The sequence below is a fragment of the Pedobacter duraquae genome, from assembly GCF_004362245.1.
GTDB lineage: Bacteria > Bacteroidota > Bacteroidia > Sphingobacteriales > Sphingobacteriaceae > Pedobacter > Pedobacter duraquae.
Window position 1 is genome coordinate 264,090 of sequence record NZ_SNWM01000006.1, and the last position, 19,392, is coordinate 283,481.

18 protein-coding genes are annotated in these 19,392 nt (G+C 42.0%); 5 read left to right on the plus strand and 13 right to left on the minus strand.

What is annotated here, in order from left to right; genetic code table 11:
• The first annotated feature begins 37 nt into the window (after positions 1 to 37).
• Positions 38 to 943, plus strand: coding sequence for a metallophosphoesterase family protein (locus CLV32_RS20795; RefSeq protein ID WP_133558882.1), 906 nt, complete (start codon positions 38 to 40; stop codon positions 941 to 943).
• Here CLV32_RS20795 and CLV32_RS20800 read toward each other — a convergent pair.
• The 3 genes from CLV32_RS20800 to CLV32_RS20810 are packed head-to-tail and all read right to left on the minus strand — an operon-like array spanning position 940 to position 2,799.
• Positions 940 to 1,668: an esterase family protein gene (locus CLV32_RS20800; protein ID WP_166641999.1), complete on the minus strand. Its 729-nt coding sequence runs from the start codon at positions 1,666 to 1,668 to the stop codon at positions 940 to 942. The genes CLV32_RS20795 and CLV32_RS20800 overlap by 4 nt on opposite strands.
• A gap of 40 nt (positions 1,669 to 1,708) precedes the next feature.
• Complete coding sequence (locus CLV32_RS20805; RefSeq protein ID WP_133558883.1) at positions 1,709 to 2,320, minus strand: GDSL-type esterase/lipase family protein; 612 nt, start codon at positions 2,318 to 2,320, stop codon at positions 1,709 to 1,711.
• Between the two features lie 56 nt (positions 2,321 to 2,376).
• The gene (locus tag CLV32_RS20810) at positions 2,377 to 2,799 is read right to left on the minus strand and encodes a VOC family protein (RefSeq protein WP_133558884.1); all 423 of its coding nucleotides are present in this window, start codon (positions 2,797 to 2,799) and stop codon (positions 2,377 to 2,379) included.
• A gap of 139 nt (positions 2,800 to 2,938) precedes the next feature.
• Between CLV32_RS20810 and CLV32_RS20815 the strand changes: the two genes are divergently transcribed.
• Positions 2,939 to 3,883, plus strand: coding sequence for a M23 family metallopeptidase (locus CLV32_RS20815; protein ID WP_133558885.1), 945 nt, complete (start codon positions 2,939 to 2,941; stop codon positions 3,881 to 3,883).
• A 64-nt stretch (positions 3,884 to 3,947) separates the two neighbouring features.
• Here the strand turns inward: CLV32_RS20815 and CLV32_RS20820 are convergent, their stop codons facing one another.
• The 3 genes from CLV32_RS20820 to CLV32_RS20830 form a co-directional block, all read right to left on the minus strand.
• Positions 3,948 to 4,481, minus strand: coding sequence for an OmpA family protein (locus CLV32_RS20820; protein ID WP_133558886.1), 534 nt, complete (start codon positions 4,479 to 4,481; stop codon positions 3,948 to 3,950).
• A 125-nt stretch (positions 4,482 to 4,606) separates the two neighbouring features.
• Complete coding sequence (locus CLV32_RS20825) at positions 4,607 to 5,251, minus strand: DUF6266 family protein (protein ID WP_133558887.1); 645 nt, start codon at positions 5,249 to 5,251, stop codon at positions 4,607 to 4,609.
• Positions 5,252 to 5,262: 11 nt separating this feature from the next.
• On the minus strand, positions 5,263 to 5,901 hold the full coding sequence (locus tag CLV32_RS20830; protein ID WP_133558888.1) for a DUF6266 family protein: 639 nt from the start codon (positions 5,899 to 5,901) through the stop codon (positions 5,263 to 5,265).
• A 501-nt stretch (positions 5,902 to 6,402) separates the two neighbouring features.
• On the opposite strand from CLV32_RS20830, the gene CLV32_RS20835 reads away from it, so the two are divergent.
• The gene (locus tag CLV32_RS20835; protein ID WP_133558889.1) at positions 6,403 to 7,515 is read left to right on the plus strand and encodes a S41 family peptidase; all 1,113 of its coding nucleotides are present in this window, start codon (positions 6,403 to 6,405) and stop codon (positions 7,513 to 7,515) included.
• A gap of 2 nt (positions 7,516 to 7,517) precedes the next feature.
• Here the strand turns inward: CLV32_RS20835 and CLV32_RS20840 are convergent, their stop codons facing one another.
• From CLV32_RS20840 to recJ, 3 genes are read right to left on the minus strand one after another with little or no spacing between them, the layout of a single operon-like run.
• Positions 7,518 to 9,026 carry a GH3 auxin-responsive promoter family protein gene (locus CLV32_RS20840; protein ID WP_133558890.1) on the minus strand — a complete coding sequence of 503 codons (1,509 nt, stop codon included), beginning with the start codon at positions 9,024 to 9,026 and terminating at the stop codon, positions 7,518 to 7,520.
• 19 nt (positions 9,027 to 9,045) lie between these two features.
• Positions 9,046 to 9,780, minus strand: a complete 735-nt coding sequence (lptB, locus tag CLV32_RS20845; protein ID WP_133558891.1) for an LPS export ABC transporter ATP-binding protein — start codon at positions 9,778 to 9,780, stop codon at positions 9,046 to 9,048.
• The gene (recJ, locus tag CLV32_RS20850; RefSeq protein ID WP_133558892.1) at positions 9,781 to 11,490 is read right to left on the minus strand and encodes a single-stranded-DNA-specific exonuclease RecJ; all 1,710 of its coding nucleotides are present in this window, start codon (positions 11,488 to 11,490) and stop codon (positions 9,781 to 9,783) included.
• A gap of 152 nt (positions 11,491 to 11,642) precedes the next feature.
• On the opposite strand from recJ, the gene CLV32_RS20855 reads away from it, so the two are divergent.
• A complete protein-coding gene (locus tag CLV32_RS20855) occupies positions 11,643 to 12,407 on the plus strand; it encodes an MBL fold metallo-hydrolase (RefSeq protein ID WP_133558893.1) in 765 nt (254 codons plus the stop codon).
• Here the strand turns inward: CLV32_RS20855 and CLV32_RS20860 are convergent, their stop codons facing one another.
• The 3 genes from CLV32_RS20860 to CLV32_RS20870 all read right to left on the minus strand — a co-directional run bounded on the left by CLV32_RS20860 (position 12,408) and on the right by CLV32_RS20870 (position 16,628).
• Entirely contained in the window at positions 12,408 to 12,806 is a 399-nt protein-coding gene (locus tag CLV32_RS20860) for a response regulator (protein WP_133558894.1), read from the minus strand. It abuts the gene before it with no gap.
• Positions 12,807 to 12,968: 162 nt separating this feature from the next.
• Entirely contained in the window at positions 12,969 to 15,845 is a 2,877-nt protein-coding gene (gcvP, locus tag CLV32_RS20865; protein WP_133558895.1) for an aminomethyl-transferring glycine dehydrogenase, read from the minus strand.
• Between the two features lie 60 nt (positions 15,846 to 15,905).
• Positions 15,906 to 16,628: a pyridoxine 5'-phosphate synthase gene (locus tag CLV32_RS20870; protein ID WP_133558896.1), complete on the minus strand. Its 723-nt coding sequence runs from the start codon at positions 16,626 to 16,628 to the stop codon at positions 15,906 to 15,908.
• Positions 16,629 to 16,652: 24 nt separating this feature from the next.
• Between CLV32_RS20870 and CLV32_RS20875 the strand changes: the two genes are divergently transcribed.
• Positions 16,653 to 17,645, plus strand: coding sequence for a polysaccharide deacetylase family protein (locus tag CLV32_RS20875; RefSeq protein WP_133558897.1), 993 nt, complete (start codon positions 16,653 to 16,655; stop codon positions 17,643 to 17,645).
• Positions 17,646 to 17,693: 48 nt separating this feature from the next.
• On the opposite strand, the gene ahcY is transcribed toward CLV32_RS20875, so the two are convergent.
• The gene (gene ahcY, locus CLV32_RS20880) at positions 17,694 to 19,010 is read right to left on the minus strand and encodes an adenosylhomocysteinase (RefSeq protein ID WP_133558898.1); all 1,317 of its coding nucleotides are present in this window, start codon (positions 19,008 to 19,010) and stop codon (positions 17,694 to 17,696) included.
• Positions 19,011 to 19,392: the final 382 nt, after the last annotated feature.

Consider the following 19,392-nt stretch of genomic DNA (forward strand, 5'->3'; position numbering starts at 1 on the left):
TACTGTATTTGTAAATTGCGCGATATTCTTCTTAAAAATGGAAAGACGTTCCGTTATAAAAAACCTTGGAGGCTTGTTATTACTTCCTGCTGTTGGCTTTGGTGCTAATTCAAACGCTGCTACCCCAGTGCTGCGTCTTGCACATATAACCGACGTACACCTGAAAAATGACCTTGGTGCACCCGCTAAATTTTCAAAATGTCTGCATCATGTTCAGCAGCAGTCACCACGTGTCGATATGATCTTAAATGGTGGTGATGTGGTTTTCGATATGAATAAAGAAAGCCTGCAGACGATAAATGACCAGTGGAAATTACTTGATGATACCATGAAAAGCGAATGTAGCTTACCTGTTCACTATTGCTTGGGTAATCACGATATCTGGTGGAATGAAGACAGTAAAGCTGATGTTTTTTACGGCAAAAAATACGCTATTGATAAACTTCATTTAACAAAGCCATATTACAGCTTTATCAAAAGTGGATGGAAATTTATTATGCTAGATAGCACCCACCTTGATATTGATAATACCTGGTATATCGGTAAGCTCGGCGACGAACAGTTTCATTGGCTGGAAAATGAACTTCAAACAACAGATTCAAAAATGCCAGTCCTGGTCATGTCGCATATCCCTATACTGACTGCCTTGTTGATGATTGAAGATGATATCGTAAACAAATGGACAATGCTGGGCGGCGATATGCATACTGATACCTCAAAAATAATAAGCCTTTTTTATCGGCACCCTAATGTTAAGCTCTGTTTAAGCGGTCACCTGCACATGCGTGATCAGGTTGTTTATAACAATGTTACCTATCTATGTAACGGTGCGGTTTCTGGATCCTGGTGGAATGGGAATAGGAGGGAGACAGCTCCCGGTTATGGGCTGATTGATCTGTATGCCGACGGCAGTTTTAAGGAACGTTATGTGAACTACCTTTAAAGATATAAAGGAAGCATCTTTTTCCAGAAATATGGCCGGTGAGCGTTGCTCTCCCAGATATGAAATTCGTTGGCAACGCCTTTTTCCCACATCAGCCTGGTAAGGTGTTGATTGCCGGATAAAAATGGGTCTGTTTCTCCTACAGCGAGGATAATGGTCATTTGCCGCACTGCATCCAAAAGATTTCCTTCGCTGAGATTTGCAAGGTATTGTATAGGCATATTGAGGTAAACCTGCTCATCATGAAAGCCATTTAAAAGATCTTTAAAATCCCCGGGATTGTCGGTCAAATCGTATCTCCCGCTGATGCCTACAGATTTCTTAAATAACCATGGATATTTTAATGCAAGGTTGATGGCATGATATGCGCCCATGCTACAGCCCGCAGTTTCAATAAAATCGCCATCATTTTTTTGCCTTATCAAGGGCAATACTTCCCCAATAAGGTACTGCTCGTATTGAAGGTGCCTATCCATCCGAACCGAAGGGAAAACGTCCTCATTGTAAAAACTCTCCCGGTCGATGCTATCCACACAAAATAGCTGGAGCTCACCGTTGTCTATTCTTGACTTCAGCGCTTCGATAATTCCCCAAATCTCGTAATCAAAAAACCTCGCCATACGTGTCGGGAAAAAGAGAACCGCACGGCCACTATGCCCAAAAACGAGCAATTCCATGTCGCGCTGCAGACTAGTACTAAACCACTTGTGGTATTCTCTGTTCATTATGCTGAGATCTGGAAGAAAGATAGCCGCAATGTGTTACTTAGGTATTAACTAATGGTAATGATTTAACGAGTTCCTGCTCAATAATTTCCGTCCACAAGCGATACGCTTTGTCGGTCATGTGCAATCCGTCAGCCTGATAATTATCAACGATTGGCCTACCTGACTGATCCAGCATTCTGCTAAAAACATCTATAAAAATCCAGTTGCTGTTTGATTTTTCAATCTCGGCTGCTATGAGGTTATTGGTGTATTTAAACTGTTCAGCCAGATGCCACCGGGCAACACTGGGTTTCAATGATATAAAATAGCATGGGAGGTTGCCAAATCTGGATTTGGCCTGCACCATTAACTGCTGGAAAAATATAAATACTTCTTCAGGATGCCTGCCATCCCCAAGATCATTATCGCCGGCATAAAAAACCAATGCCTGTGGATTGTAGTCCACCATGATGCGTTCAAAAAACCATACGCAGGCAGCAAGAGTGGAACCTCCAAAACCAAGGTTGGTTACTTTCCTGTCTGCAAAATCATTTTTTAAAGTGCCCCATACACGGATAGACGAACTACCATAAAAAACAATTCCTGGATCAGTTTTATCGTTTATGTGTGCTTTTTCAAGTCCTGAGACTTCATCTTCGTACCAATTCATATCGCGCCAAAGGTATATACTTTTACACGGCAAGCGCCTTAAGTCTGGAATTTCTTTTAGGCATCCAATAAAGCCTGGATGTCAAATTTTGACATCTTCATAAACGCCGCCACTACCCGTGGTGCTTTTTCCGGGTCACCCATCAGCTGCTGCAATATCTTCGGGACAATTTGCCAGGATACACCAAACCGATCATCGAGCCAGCCACATTGCGAATATTTGCCCCCCTCGCCAAGCTGATCCCAATAATAATCGATCTCCTCCTGCGTGTCGCACTCCACCACAAAAGAAGTAGCGGGCGAAAACTTAAACATCGGACCGCCATTCAGGGCCATGAACGACTTGCCATTTAATTCAAAATGAACCACCATTGGGTTTTCAGAATTAATCCTGGAATTCTTGAAAATTGAACAATAATAATCTGCTGCAATTTTTGCCTGGCCATCAAACCATAAACAAGGGTAAATTGGATCTGCCATATTGATATTTGCTTTTGATATAAATATCGGTAAATCTGATGAGAAATAAACCCCAATAACCCATTCAAAAAGATTAGCTTATTAAATGTAAAATGTATAACTATTTGTGTAATTTAGAGTGAAGAAAATTAACTTCTAAATGATGACCTCTCTATTAAGAAAAATTGTAATGAGCGTTACTGCTTGTTTTACTTTCGTGAATGCCTTCACACAAGAGCCCGCTGTTATGGTAAATTATAAAGTCAACACCAACAAGAGCGTAACTTTTGATTATGTCAAAACCGATCCCGGAAATTATACCGTTGCCTTCAAATTAACTAACCTAAGCAATGCCTACGCTTCTGATAATACCAATCTGAATGCCGGTTTTTACAGCGGCAGACTGCTTAACCTGGAACCAACAAACAAAGATCAGGGCATTGGCTTTTCCTATAGCTATTCCTACATCCGGGGAAAACTCAAACCGAAATTCAATCCTGATTTTGTATACACGCTTCCCTGCAAAAATGGCACCAAGGTAAAGGTGTTGGAAGTGAGTTTCTTGAATGCAATGTATTTCGGTAATACAACACCGGAAGATTGGAAAGTGTATCGTTTTTGTACGGCTAAGGAAGATACCGTGACTGCAATGCGTAAGGGTATCGTGGTGGAGATCAAAGATACTCAGGAAACAAATTTAGGTGAAGGCGTTGAATATAGCAGCCGTATCAATGAGCTGACGATCGAACATGCGGACGGAACCATTGCGACTTATAAGCACTTTAAGAGAGGAAGCTTTACTGTTAAAGTAGGCGAAACAGTGTACCCGGGAACTCCTTTAGGTATCAATGTGAAATATAATGCAAACAGCATGTATGGCGCCACGGTGATGATCATGTACCTTAAATCAGCCGATTTCGAAGCTGCCAAGAATCAGAACGTCCAGAATTCGAAAAGCATGTACGGTTTTGTTACCCCGCATTTCTATACCGCTGAGGGAGCGGATCTTATTCTTATTCCACAAAAGGATTACACTGCTGCAAGCACACCCGAACTTGTTAAAAAGGAAATGTCTAAAAAAGAGCAGAAGCTTGCTGCGCTATAAGTTTTGAAAGCACGATACTGAACCTTGTATGTTTAACAGGGCTCAGTATCATAGTCTTTATGTTTTACGGATTTACCGTTAGTTCTACTCTTCTGTTCAGGGCTCTGCCTGCTTCTGTATCATTTGATGTAATTGGCTTGGTTGCACCAAAGCCGGTTACTGTAAATCGGGAGCCATCAATACCGGCATTCACCAGGTAAGATTTTACAGCATTTGCGCGGTCAACTGACAAAGACATGTTGTGTTCAACAGTACCTTCAGCAGATGAATGTCCATTCAGGCTAAATTTCACTGATGGATCCTTTTTGATCTCTCTTGCTGCTTTATCAAGAATCTGGAAAGATGAAGTTTTTAAAACGTCTGAGTTAAACTCAAACTGTACATTGGAGAAATTATAATCCGGTTTTTGTACAGGTGCTGGTTTTTCTTCTTCCTGTACCGGTGGTTTTTCAGGTGCTTTCTCTACGGCGGTAACTTTCTGTTCTACAACAGGATCTGGTGCTGGTTTAGCGGCAAGTTTTTTTGTTTTGCAGGAGTACAAAGTTAAAGATAGTAAGCCTGCAAGGGCTGGAGCTAGGAAAAATCTGTTCAGTCTCATATCTGATTTGGTTTGTATTAATAATAATATCTTGTAAGTAGATATTATTGCAATAATACATTATAACGTTAAGAATCTCTTTAAAGTGCCCTGTATTTCTTTTAATTCATCTTAATAACCTCCGTTTATTCAAGATTGATCAGTTGAGCAACATGTTGGCTGTCACTTCGCAATTTTCCGTCTGTATTAGTAAAATGCATATAGCATTCTAATTGTGCATCGGGCCGAAAATTGATTTTAACACTGTAACCCAGTTCTGCTCTGCCTGCGCTGTTTACACTCTTGTAGACGATTTCATTTTTGCTATCGTAGATCAGAAAGCTGGCCAGGTCAGTATCCTGGCTATATAATGATTCTGGCCTGCTCAGCCAACTGAACATGATTCCCGACTTATCCGCTTCAAGCACGGCGGTAGGACAGCATGGCTTCAACAGGTCGCCTTTACTATACAGGATCCTACTGTAATTTAATTCCAGCCCGTCTCCAGTTTCCATAAAGGCATGGGGATAATTATAATGGTAAGCTGCCTTAACAGGATGTATTTTCTTCGCTTTTTTCTTAAAACCCGGAATGACGAAAGTATCAATGCTTTGCAGGAACTTGTTTAGCAATGCAAACTTCGATTGCGCAGACTGTTGCTCGGGTGTGCGCAATGCGTTGTTGAGTTTAGGTCGGCCAGATAGTACAAATTTTCCTTTAGCCCGTTTGCCTACAAGGTTTCCTAACCTTTTGTAAAAGCCATCGAGTGGCCCGTATGGTAAAATTGCCATGTGTTTATCTTTTAACGGCTAAATTGGCCGGTGTAAATACTATCAGAAACATTTTTGCGGTCGGCAGAAATAAATGCCATATACGTTTCTATGCTTCCGCTTTCAAAATCGGGACTGATGGCTAATTCACAATTACCGGTTCTGCGTTCATTCCCGTACAAAGTGTATGTTGCTATATTTATTTCAGGATAATAGGCCAATAGCATGACCTGATCCCTGCTTTCCGCAAATGTCATATCGGATCTGTTTGTCCAACTAAACAGGAGTTGGTCATCTTCATAAGTTACTGATGTCGACTGCGCGGTACGCAAATTTCCAGTAGAAAATTGAAGCTGTGAAAAGTCAAGGTACTGCTCAGGGTAGGTACCACGGATTGCACTATTTTTATGAACAGACGTAGCCAGTACGTAAGGATGCCTATTTGCAGCGATAGCCACCGAGTTATAGCCAATTTTCACTAATTCCTTGATCGGATTGAGCAGTTCCGCAACTAATGCAATCTGCTGCCGACAAGATAATTGCTTCTGCGTTGGAGGATTTAGGTTTTCACCAATTCTCCGGCCTACGTTCTTGCCGTTAAGCATGTAGAACACCATGTTTCCACTTTTTCCAATAAAGTTTCCACCAATCCCATTGTTTAAAATTCCCATGATACAATTCTTAAGAGGTTTAAATGCCGATATGATTAAATATACTGATTATTAGGTTGTTAAGCAAATTTATTTCTATTGGGGATGGCTGAATATAAACTGAGTTTGAGCTGTTTTTAAGCGTAAATTAAATTGACAGGGCTATATAGTGCGTTCGATCAACCACCATAGTGCAACCGTTTTGATCCCAAGATTGCGTCGGTGCTGCTTCGGTGTTGGGTCGGGGTTGGTTCGGTGTTGCGTCGGTCTATAACCGTGTCAACACCGTCGTAATACCGAAGCAACTCCTTGTTAATCCCGACGCAATCACGGACTTACTACGTTAGCAGAACGGACGCACATTGGGCACACTGTATGCTGTTGTCATTGCGTTGGTAAACTGTATTTATGACGATTATATGATAATTTAAAACCCGTTGGGATAATATTTTGAGCGGTTGGGATCAAAAAATAGCTGAAAGCAAGCACATGTCACATCTTCGTAGCATAAGTTAAAACGTTATGAAAAAGTCCAGCTATACATCCATTATTCTTGCCTTAATTATATTTTCTTTGTCTCCGTTTTCTCTATCCGCACAAGGGAGCAAACCGGGGGCGGATAGTGTTGCCCGACTCATTGATACTGTACTTCAGTTTGGTCAAAAAGCATCCTTGTACAGAGCTAATGTAGATTGGAAAAGGGTTGGCGACAGTGTCAGAAAGGCTGCGGCAAATGCGGGATCAATTAAAGAGGCAATGCCTGCCATGAAGCTTTTCTATACCTTACTTAAGGATCACCATGGTTTTGCGCTGTACGAACGTAAATATTATGGATGGAACCCACCACGGCCGAAGCTTGACACGGTAGTTTACCGTGCACTCATCAAACAACTGAAGCAAACAAATAAAACTTTTGCCAGAGTTTTTAACAACGATTATGGGTATTTGTCGATTCCCGACAATAACCCAACCGAGCGGGGCGACAATGAGAAAATCGCCGCTGAAATTCAACAGGCTTTGACTGGGATCCATCCGGAAAAATTAAAAGGTCTGATTATTGACCTCCGACTTAATCCTGGAGGTAGTATGTTCCCGATGCTTGGTGGTATCATGAATGTTTTTGCAGAAGGCAAGTTAGGGACATTTGTTGACCCGGTAAGCAAAAAGGGCGAGGAATGGGGTAAACGCGGTAATACGTTATATGATGGTGCAGAAACCGGTTACACATTAACTAAAACATTGCCCGATCTGCATAATCTGAGTATCGTAGTGCTTATCGGTCCTAGAACAGCTAGTTCTGGAGAAGCGACTGCCATTTCATTAAAAGGACGTAAAAACACCTATTTTATTGGAGAAAACACTAATGGATACACAACAGGAAATAGTTCCATTCAATTTAGCTACAACACCGGGATCTTTCTGGCTACTTCAGTAGAGGCAGATCGCAATGGAAACATATACCTTGATCATGTTAACCCAGATCTACAAATTGCCGGAGGAGATAACTTCAGTTCACTTAGCAGCGATAAAAAAGTTGTTGCAGCGTTAAAATGGCTGAAAGCGAACAACCGCTCCTGGTTATCTAAAGTCAAAAGCATTGTTGATGGGCTGGTATTTAATGCTGCCGACCGGTAAACTTAAAGCGTATTCAGGATCTCGTCTACGTACTTTCTGTCATTGGCTAATCGGGGTACTTTATGCTGACCGCCTAATTTACCTTTGCCCTTAAGCCAGTTGTAAAACGTATCACATGGCGCGTTGTGCACCTTGGGCCTTTTTAACGCCATATCCTTGAAACGCTTTGCATCATAGTCAGAGTTCACGTCCCTTAAAGTCTGATCCAGTACATCTACAAACTTCTCAAAGTTGTCTGGTTGCTGGTCAAATTCAACAATCCACTCATGGCCGCCAACATCCTGACCTTTAAAATAGATCGGGCATGCGGTGTAATCTTTAAACACGGCACCGGTACTGCGACAAGCATTACTAATGGCTTGCTCTGCATTGTCTATGATAACTTCTTCGCCAAAGGCATTGATAAAGTGTTTAGTGCGTCCGGTAATCTTAATCCGAAAAGGGTAAAGCGAAGTGAATTGCACCGTATCTCCGATCATATAACGCCATAAGCCGCCATTGGTAGAGATGATGATCGCATAATTTTTGCCAAGTTCTACCTGATCTAAAGATAGCGTATCTGGATTTTCATCTTCAATACGATCCAGCGGCAGGAATTCATAATAGATCCCATAATCTAGCATCAAAAGCATCTCTTCTGAATTAACCTGATCCTGTATACCAAAGAAGCCCTCTGAGGCATTATATGTTTCCAGATAATACATGTCGTCAGAAGGTATCAGTTCTTTGAACTGCTGTCTGTAAGGCTTGAAGTTAACAGCACCATGGAAATAAAGCTCCAGGTTTGGCCACACCTCCAGTAGGTTGCTTTTGCCTGTCATTTCCAGTACCTTTTTTGCCAGGATAATGGTCCAGGTAGGAACTCCAGATATGTTTGTTACATTTTCTTTAATTGTAGCCTCCGCCATGCGGTCCATTTTCTCTTCATAGTTGTCCATTAAAGCAATGGAAATGGCTGGCGTACGGTAGTATTCTGCCCACATCGGCAGGTTTTTGATCAGGACGGCTGACAAATCCCCATAAAATGATGCCTCACTCAATTGGTTAATCTGATGGCTGCCACCCAGTACAAGTGCTTTGCCGGTCAGGATCTGGTTATTGGGACGGTTGGTGCAAAATATGGAGAGTAAATCTTTTCCGCCTTTAAAATGGCATTCCTGCAAAGATTCTTCTGATACAGGGATAAATTTACTGCGGTCGTTTGTTGTTCCTGACGACTTAGCAAACCATTTGATCTCTGATGGCCAGAGGATATTTTGTTCGCCTTTGAGCATGCGCTCTATGTAGGGCTTTAAGGTGTCGTAATTCTGTATAGGAACACGTTGTTTAAACTGTTCGGGAGTTTCTATTGACTTATAATCAAACTTCTTTCCCCATTCCGTATGCTCCGCACTGGAAATCAACGTATGAAACCATTCTTCCTGTACATCCAGGGGATATTTCATGAAAAGCTCAATCTGATGAACACGCTTTTTCATGTACCAGGTAAAAATCGAATTTACAAATGCCATATTTGGTTAGCTAGTCAGATTATAAAGTTTTTTTACGCAAGACAAAATTAGAACCAAGATAAACTTTTTTTACCATTTCGTTAGCAGCAAGAACTTCTGGTGTTCCAGATTCCAGGATTTTCCCCTCAAATAGTAAATAAGCCCTGTCTGTGATAGACAAAGTTTCTTGTACGTTATGGTCGGTAATCAAAATACCGATATTTTTCTCCTTTAAGCGGGCAACAATAGTTTGAATTTCTTCTACTGCAATTGGATCGACACCAGCGAAAGGTTCGTCCAACAGGATGAAATTTGGATTCGCTGCTAGCGCACGCGCGATCTCCGTTCTGCGACGTTCACCACCAGATAACAGGTCTCCACGGTTTTTGCGTACCTTATGTAAGCTGAATTCATTAATCAGTTCTTCAAGTCGGGCAAAACGTTGCTCACGATCGGGAATGTGCATTTCAAGAATAGCAAGGATATTGTCTTCAACAGATAATTTTCTAAATACTGAAGCCTCCTGAGCAAGGTATCCGATTCCTTTTTGCGCCCTGCGGTACATAGGATCGGTAGTAATATCTTCATCGTCCAGAAAAATCGTTCCCTGATTCGGTTTGATCAGACCAACAATCATGTAAAAGGAGGTAGTTTTACCTGCGCCGTTAGGACCGAGCAGACCTACGATCTCGCCCTGACTAACGCTAAAGGACACGTCGTTTACTACTGTTCTTTGCTTGTACTTCTTGATTAGGTTCTCAGCTCTTAATATCATTTAACTTTCCCGATCTGTTTTGATCGCTTTTATATTTAATTGTAAACGCTTTTGATCTTTCCAAACGTTTTCTTCTATCGTATAACAAATAGAAAACGGTTTGTTTGGCATTATAATATTTTCATATGCGCCAAGGCCAAAACCAATGCTCTCAAAAATAGCTGAATTTTGTTGCTTTACATTTAATTTTAAATGTTTGTCGCCAACAATATAGGGCCTTCCCGTAAAATATACATCATGCGTAACAAATACCGGTGCTGTATTTCCCGGGCCAAAAGGAGCCATCTGCGCAATGATTCGTTGAAATTTACCATCAATCTGGTTCAATGAAATCTCGGTATCTATTTGTATTTCGGGACAGAGCAGGTCATCAGTAATAGTGGATGCTACCGCCTGTTCGAAGCGCTCAGAAAAAAGATCATAGTTTTCTGGCGACATAGTTAATCCTGCGGCAAATTTATGTCCACCAAATTGAACCAAAAGATCCGCACAGGTTAATAAAGCTTCATAAAGATCGTACCCCGCCACAGAACGTGCAGATCCTGTAAGGAGTCCGTTGGAATGGGTAAGCACAATAGTCGGGCGGTAATATGTTTCGGTAAGCCGCGATGCAACGATCCCAATTACGCCCTTGTTCCAGTTTTCATTATAAACTACCGTTGTTTTTCTGTTGATCATGGATTCGCTGTTCTGGATGAGCGATAGTGCTTCGGCGGTAATATTCTGATCTGATGTTTTACGGTCGGTATTCTGCAGGTTGATAAAGATGCTCTGTGTTTCTGCCATCTCCTTTTCATCACACAATAACATCTTTACGGCTTGCTTGGCATGATCCATCCGCCCTGCAGCATTGATTCTTGGCGCAAGGCTAAAAATAACGTCAGTTAGCGTAAATATTTTTGCTCTTCCGGTACTGTCCATTAAACTTTTAAGCCCCATGCAAGGATTGTTATTTAATTTGATCAGTCCGTGGTAGGCAAGGATCCTGTTTTCATCTACCACAGGAACCACGTCGGCGGCAATACTTACCATAACCAGATCCAGGTACTGTTCGTATTGATCGGCATCCAGTCCATGGGCCATACAATAGGCCTGCGCCAGCTTAAATCCAATACCACAGCCTGCAAGTTCCTTAAATGGGTACAGGCAATCGGCACGCTTAGGGTCAAGTACGGCTGCTGCATCAGGGAGCGTATCTCCCGGCAAATGGTGATCACAGATGATAAAATCTACACCAAGGCTGGTTGCGTAAGCAACCTGTGCGATCGACTTTATGCCACAATCAAGGGCAATGATCAGTGTAAATTGATTGGCTGCGGCATATTCAATACCGGTATTTGAAATTCCATAACCTTCTTTATGTCGGTCTGGGATGTAATATTCTATTCGGTCGGTAAACTTGCTGAAAAAACTATAGGCCAACGCCACCGCCGTGGTTCCGTCAACATCATAATCCCCATAGATCATGATTTTTTCGTCGTTGTCAAGCGCTAGCCCAATTCTGGTAATAGCCTTATCCATATCCTTCATCAGAAAGGGATCATGAATATCGGCCAGGTTTGGTCTGAAAAAGAATTTGGCCTCATCGAAGGTATGGATGCCCCTTTGTACCAGTATTTGCGCCAGGCTTTCGTCAATCTGAAGCTGTTGTGCTAATAAAGTTGTACTTGTTTGGTCCGAATTCCCATGCTGCACCCATCTTTTTTCCATTTGGCTAACGTTGTGTATTGTCAGGTTTATTACGTTGTCGTGTTTAAGCTCATCATGGTTTCGCGTGTATATTTTCTATCTTTGCCATGTGACCTGTAAAGGTATCACTAAATAAATTTATTAGTCATATTTGTTTTTTAACACTTTCTGCATTGCAAGTTTTCACACTCAACGAAGGTACTTATTCTGTTAACGCGACAAAGAAATTTGTGCCCTTTAACCCCGAGACAGACCAGTTTAAAGACCGGCCTGGTTCTTTGTTTGTTAACGTACAGCCTTTTCTTGTTCAGCTAAAGGATAGCCTGGTTTTAATTGATACTGGCCTTGGTTATAGTGATGCTGAAGGGAATCTGATCCTCCATAACAATATACGTAAGGCGGGTTTCGATCCTGACGATATTGATTATGTATTGATGTCTCATTTGCATTTCGATCATTCCGGAGGCATGGTTCATCATGTTGGTGATTCCATGGAGCTGAGTTTTCCGCATGCAACCTATGTGATTCAGCGTGGGGAATGGGAGGGGGCTTTTACCAATACCTCATCTTCTTACCATACGGATATTTTCGACTTCCTGCAGCGTAATGCGCAGCTTCTTTTTGTGGAAGATTCCGGTGATTTCACCCCTGAGATCAGCTATGAGTTGACAGGTGCACATACGCCTTTCCATCAGACTTTCCTCCTTACCGAAGGTAGCGAAAAGGTGTTTTTTGGGGGGGATGTTTTGCCTGAGCCCGAGGAACTCGTGAAAAAATTTATTGCGAAGTATGATTTCGACGGACGTAAGGCAATGGAGCTGCGTGAAGAATATGGCATTAAAGCAGCTGCAGAAAACTGGACTTGTTTATTTTATCACGGCAAAAGCAAGTCGACAGGTAAGGTTGAGCGTATTGATGGAGCGTTTAAAGTAATTTAGTTAATTGCTGATGCCATCAAACAGTTCAATGAGGCGATTGATCGAAAGTGGCTTAGAAATAAATCCTTTGACAGTCTTGTAGGTCTTGGCTTTTTCAATATCATTCTCGTACACAGAACTGGACAACATATACATGTCTATTTTTTGCCCGGCATTCATTTTTTCGTAGGCTTCGAGGAATTCCCAGCCGTTTAAAACCGGCATATTGATGTCTATTAAAATCAAATCAGGAAAGTCCTGTTGTTGGCTCTGCAGTTCTGTTAAGTAGTCCACGGCAAGCTGACCATTGGTTTTTGCTACCATATTTACTTGGTATCCAGTCTTTTCGACAATTTTCTTTATGATGAAAATATTGATATCGTCATCATCAATTACTAGGAGGTCAATTTTGGGAATCATCGTTTTTTTTAAAGACAGGAAAAAAATCTTGTACAATTATAGCTTAAAGATATAAAATATTAGCTTAAAGAGATAATTTAGATTTTCAACTTAGCTATAACAACAAAAATAAGGCCATCCGGATATCCAGATGGCCTTATTTAATTGGGTGTATATTTTAGTCTATACTGTCTCTTCAGCGTAGCTTTCGATTGGCGGGCAAGCGCAAACCAATGAGCGGTCACCAAAAGAATCGTTAACACGACCTACTGAAGGCCAGAATTTATAGGCAGCAACATAAGGAAGTGGGAAAGCCGCAGTTTTTCTGCTATAGCTATGGTTCCATTCGTCGCCAGTAACAACCGATGCTGTATGCGGTGCATTTTTCAATGGATTGTCGAGCTTGTCAGACTCACCGCTTTGTACTGCAGAAATTTCATGTCTGATTGCGATCAAGGCATCACAGAATCTATCCAGTTCATGTTTCGGCTCGCTTTCTGTTGGCTCAACCATGAGCGTACCTGCTACCGGGAAAGAAACTGTCGGCGCGTGAAATCCATAATCCATCAAACGCTTAGCGATATCAACTACCTCGATACCGAAGTTTTTGAACTCCCTGCAATCCAGGATCATTTCATGTGCGCAACGTCCTTGAACACCTGAGTACAATACCGGGAAGTGTTCTTCCAGTCTTGCTTTCATATAGTTCGCGTTCAGGATTGCATATTTTGTAGCAGCAGTTAATCCTTCACCGCCCATCATTGCAATATAGGCATGTGAGATGATCAGGATGGATGCCGATCCCCATGGTGCTGAAGATACAGCAGGGATAGATTTTGTATTGTTGATATCTACAACAGCATGGCCTGGCAGGTAATTTACCAGATGCTTAGCCACACCAATAGGACCCATACCAGGGCCACCACCACCATGAGGGATGCAGAATGTTTTGTGCAGGTTGAGGTGACATACGTCGGCACCAATATTTGCAGGGCTGGTTAAACCAACCTGAGCGTTCATATTTGCACCATCCATATAAACCTGTCCGCCATTCTGGTGGATCACGTCGCAAATTTCAATGATACTTTCTTCAAACACACCGTGTGTTGAAGGATAAGTAACCATCAGGCAAGATAAGACATCTTTATGTTGTTCTGCTTTCGCTTTTAAATCATCAACATCAATATTTCCGTTCTCAAGTGATTTGACAACAACGATTTTCATTCCTGCCATTGCAGCCGAAGCCGGGTTTGTACCGTGCGCTGAAGAAGGGATCAGGGCCACATTACGGTGGTGATCACCACGATCCTGATGATAAGCTCTGATCACCATTAAGCCTGCATACTCACCCTGAGCACCAGCATTTGGCTGTAAGCTCATTGCAGCAAAACCAGTGATCTCGCTCAACCACTTGTCAAGTTCGTTAAATACAGTATAGTAACCAGCAACCTGATCAGCAGGTGCAAATGGATGCACTTTACCGAATTCGGCCCAGGTTACAGGGATCATTTCAGTAGTGGCATTGAGCTTCATCGTACATGAACCTAAAGCAATCATGGAATGACATAAAGAAAGATCTTTGCTTTCTAAAGATTTGATATAACGCAGCATTTCATGCTCAGAATGGTGTGCATTGAATACCGGGTGTTGCAGGTAAGGAGAAGTTCTTTGTAAAGCTTCAGGAATGGTAGTTTCGATGTTGTCTTCAACCACCTCAACGCTGTCGGCAGCGATGCCTTTAACTTTTGAGAATATTTTGGTTAATAATTTAACATCTTCCAGAGCTGTAGTCTCATCCAAAGAAATCGTAACAACAGATCCTGAGTAGTTCAGATTGATTTCGTTATCGATACATTCTCTGTGGATAGAATCCTTAAGCGAACCTAAGTCAACCTGAATGGTGTCAAAATAAGCTGAATTCAATTGTTTGAATCCCGCTTTTTCAATTGATTCAGCAAGTGAAACAGCTAAACCATGTGTGCGTTCAGCGATCAACTTTAAGCCTTTAGGACCATGGTAAACCGCATAAAAGCCAGCCATGATAGCCAATAAAGCTTGTGCTGTACAAATGTTTGATGTTGCTTTATCTCTGCGGATGTGCTGCTCTCTGGTTTGCAGTGCCATACGTAGCGCATAGTTGTTGTTGCTGTCAATAGTTACACCAATGATACGTCCGGGAATAGAACGTTTGTATTCATCTTTTGTAGCGAAGTAAGCCGCGTGTGGGCCACCGAAGCCCATTGGCACACCAAAACGTTGCGTTGTACCGACAACGATGTCTGCCCCCCATTCACCCGGAGGGGTTAGTAAGGTTAAACTTAACAGATCGGCAATAACAGTAACTTTTACGTTTTGTGTATGTGCTTTTTGTGCAAAGCCAGTATAGTCAAATACCTGACCATTTCCGGCAGGGTATTGAATGATGGCGCCAAAAAATTCAGACGTCAGGTCAACTTCTTCGTGGTTTCCGATCACCAGCTCAATGCCAAAAGGATTGGCGCGGGTTTTCAGGATGTCTATAGTTTGTGGAAATATCAGTTCTGATACGAAGTATTTTTTTGCCTGCTGATCTTTGCGCAGACTATATTGCATAAACATGGCTTCAGCTGCCGCTGTGCCTTCGTCAAGCAGGGAAGCATTGGCAATCTCCATACCGGTAAGGTCGATAACCATGGTTTGGAAGTTTAACAATGCCTGCAACCGACCTTGCGCAATCTCCGCCTGGTAGGGCGTATATTGCGTGTACCATCCTGGATTTTCCATTACGTTACGCAAGATTACACCTGGAGTAATGGTATCATAATACCCCTGTCCGATGTAAGATTTGAAAACCTTATTCAGCGAAGCTGTTTGCTTCAGGCTGGCCAGATAATCTTTCTCAGATTTTGCTGCAGGAAGGTTTAAGGGTTGTTTCAGCCTGATTTTCTCAGGGACCGTTTGTCCGATCAGCTCATCTACAGAATTTAGCCCAAGTGTGTGTAACATCGCCTCAGTATCATCACCATTAGGTGCGATATGACGGTCTTTGAAATCTTCTTTGTAATTAATGTTTAAGCTCATGGATATGGCAATAATAAGTCGCCGCAAAGGTAAATATTTTCCAGCCCATAAGCAACGTAATTATTGATGTACCAGTTGATGCAGATAGCGTTGAATTGTATTTTCCAGACCAAGGTAAAGTGCATCGCTGATCAGGGCATGACCGATGCTTACTTCGAGTAAACCGGGGATGCTTTCAGAAAAATAGCGCAGGTTGTGCAGGTCAAGGTCGTGGCCTGCATTAAGTCCTAAGCCAAGTTCGTGTGCGCGTTTTGCGGCAACAGCGTAAGGCAGCACGGCTTTTTCTTTATTGTCGTAAAAATTATGTGCATAAGCTTCGGTATAAAGCTCTACGCGATCGGTGCCTGTAGTTGCTGCGGCGTTAATCATTGCTGTTACCGGATCCACAAAAATAGATACGCGGATTCCTGCATTTTGAAAAAGACTCACCATTTCTTTAAGGTAATCCTGATGCTTAACGGTATCCCAACCGTGGTTGGAAGTGATTTGTCCCTCTGTGTCGGGTACCAGCGTTACCTGTGCAGGACTGTTTGCCAGTACTAAATCGACAAACTTTTGTTCGCGACAATTACCTTCTATATTAAATTCTGTCTTGATTTTTGCTTTAAGGTCAAATACATCCTGATAGCGGATATGTCTTTCGTCTGGGCGCGGATGTACCGTGATCCCCTGTGCACCAAAACGCTCGCAGTCTAATGCTACTTGAACTAAATCAGGATTATTACCACCTCTGCTGTTGCGGAGGGTAGCAATTTTATTGATATTTACAGATAGGTTTGCCATACACAAAGATAATTTTTTAACAGGATGATTAACTACAAATTGATATTCGGGAGAGTTTTTTACGTTTTGCTGTTGCTGACTGCCTTTTTACCTGCATCATATGCCCAACAATCGGTGAAGCAATACAGTAGTTACTTTTCAGTAGTCCAGTATCAGGGTAAAAAGCTATTTACGCTGAGAAATTTTATGCGTGGCGGCAAGCCGCAGTTTTTGGTAGTTGATCCGGTTACGTTGCTTACATCGGTAATTCCTGCTGGTAATTTGCATGCGCGGGCCCTAACCTGGGCAGAGGCGCTTAACGAATTTAAACAGGACCCTTATCCAAAGGCTTCAGAAGCGGCAAGGCAGCAGTCTATAGCCCTGCAGGATGCCGGAATCACACATGGTTTTCCAAAAGAACGGGGTGTGACCTTAACGATAGATCTCTGCCCATCGCATAAACCTTTAGACAGGATTATTTTTACAGCGCTGATCTCAGCATTTAAACAGATTGAGAAGCCTGTTCCTGTAGCGCTTTCTGTTACCGGCAGATGGATGCTTACGCATGAAGAAGATTTGGAATGGCTAAAAGGGCTGGTGAAAAGTGGAGATCTGGAAATCACCTGGACCAATCATACCTACAATCATCATTTTAGTCCCACTGCGCCCTTAAAAACCAACTTTTTGCTGGAGCCTGGTACAGATCTCAATTTTGAGATTTTGGGTACTGAGGTAGCGATGTTGCAGCATGGGCTTACGCCATCTGTGTTTTTCAGGTTCCCAGGTCTGGTTTCAGACCAGCAGGTTGTGGATGAAGTGTTGAGTTACGGTTTAATCCCTGTGGGGAGCGATGCCTGGCTGGCAAAGGGGCAGCAGCCTAATTCTGGGAGCATTGTACTGATTCATGGAAACGGTAACGAGCCGGTAGGGGTTAAGGACTTTATCAGTCTGTTGAAAAGCAAACAATCCTTTATTACCGGTAAACAATGGCTGATGTATGATTTGAGCGAGAGTGTGGAAGACGAATTTGGTCAATAAAAAAGGGGAATATTTTCATATCCCCCTTTTTGGTATTTTAATTAAAGACTAGTAGCGGTAAGCCTCACCTTTGAAAGGACCTTCAACGGTAACACCGATATAATCTGCCTGCTCCTGATCAAGTACATCCAATTCAACACCAATTTTAGCAAGGTGTAAACGGGCAACTTTTTCGTCAAGGAATTTAGGTAGGGTATAAACTTTGTTTTCGTACTGATCTGGGTTAGTCCAAAGTTCTAACTGCGCTAACGTCTGGTTAGTAAATGAAGCAGACATTACAAAGCTAGGGTGTCCTGTAGCACAACCCAAGTTTACTAAACGACCCTCAGCTAATAAAATAACATCTTTACCATCGATAGTATATTTATCTACCTGAGGTTTGATTTCTATTTTAGTATCACCGTAGTTATCATTTAACCAGGCAACATCGATCTCATTGTCGAAGTGACCAATATTACAAACGATAACTTTATCTTTCATCACTCTGAAATGCTCAGGACGAACGATGTTACAGTTACCTGTAGTAGTTACAACGATATCAGCTTCTTTAACGGCGTTAGCAAATTTCTTCACTTCATAACCTTCCATAGCTGCCTGTAAAGCACAGATAGGGTCAATTTCTGAAATGATTACACGAACACCTTGTGAGCTTAACGATTCTGCAGAACCTTTACCCACATCACCGTAACCTGCAACAACAGCAACTTTACCTGCCATCATCACGTCAGTAGCACGACGAATCGCATCAACTAATGACTCACGACATCCGTATTTGTTATCGAATTTAGATTTAGTTACTGAGTCATTTACGTTGATTGCAGGTAAGTGCAATGTTCCGTTTTTCATGCGCTCATATAGGCGGTGAACACCTGTAGTAGTTTCTTCTGATAAACCTTTAATGTCTGCGATTAATTCAGGGAATCTGTCGAATACCATGTTGGTTAAATCACCTCCATCATCAAGGATCATGTTCAATGGTTTTTGCTCAGGACCGAAATGTAAAGTCTGCTCTATGCACCAATCGAAATCTGCCTCATTCAATCCTTTCCAGGCGTAAACCTGAATACCTGCAGCAGCAATAGCAGCAGCAGCGTGATCCTGAGTAGAAAAGATGTTGCATGATGACCAGGTTACTTCAGCACCAAGGGCAACTAAAGTTTCGATCAAAACTGCAGTTTGGATGGTCATGTGCAGACAGCCTGCAATGCGCGCACCTTTTAAGGGTTGTGAAGGACCGAATTCTTCACGTAATGACATTAGGCCAGGCATCTCAGCCTCAGCTAAACCAATCTCTTTACGGCCCCATTCTGCCAGTGAAATGTCCTTAACTTTGTAAGGAAGGAATGTTGTCTCTACTGATGACATATTTTTTTGTTTTGTGAACTGCAAATTTAAGATATTTAGTAATCAGTTGTGTTGATTTTGCGTAACAAAAAACCTTGGTGGTACAGTAACATCATGTGTGTCAAGTTTTCTGATAATTTTCTGAGAATGTCTTTCCTGATTAACGACTAAGCTCACGACCAAGCTGGGCGACCAAACTAACGACCAAGTTAACAGTAAGAACTTGATGGAACATTTGAAAAAAACTCTAACTACACTGGACAGGCTATCATCTTTTGCTTATTCTTGATTATAAAAAGCAATCTTGAACTATTAATGTGATTTTTTGATTTGCCTTTGCAAAGTAATTTGAAGGTCAAAACTAAAGCCCTGTTGTTCCGCTATTTTGATGCTATGCGGCAGT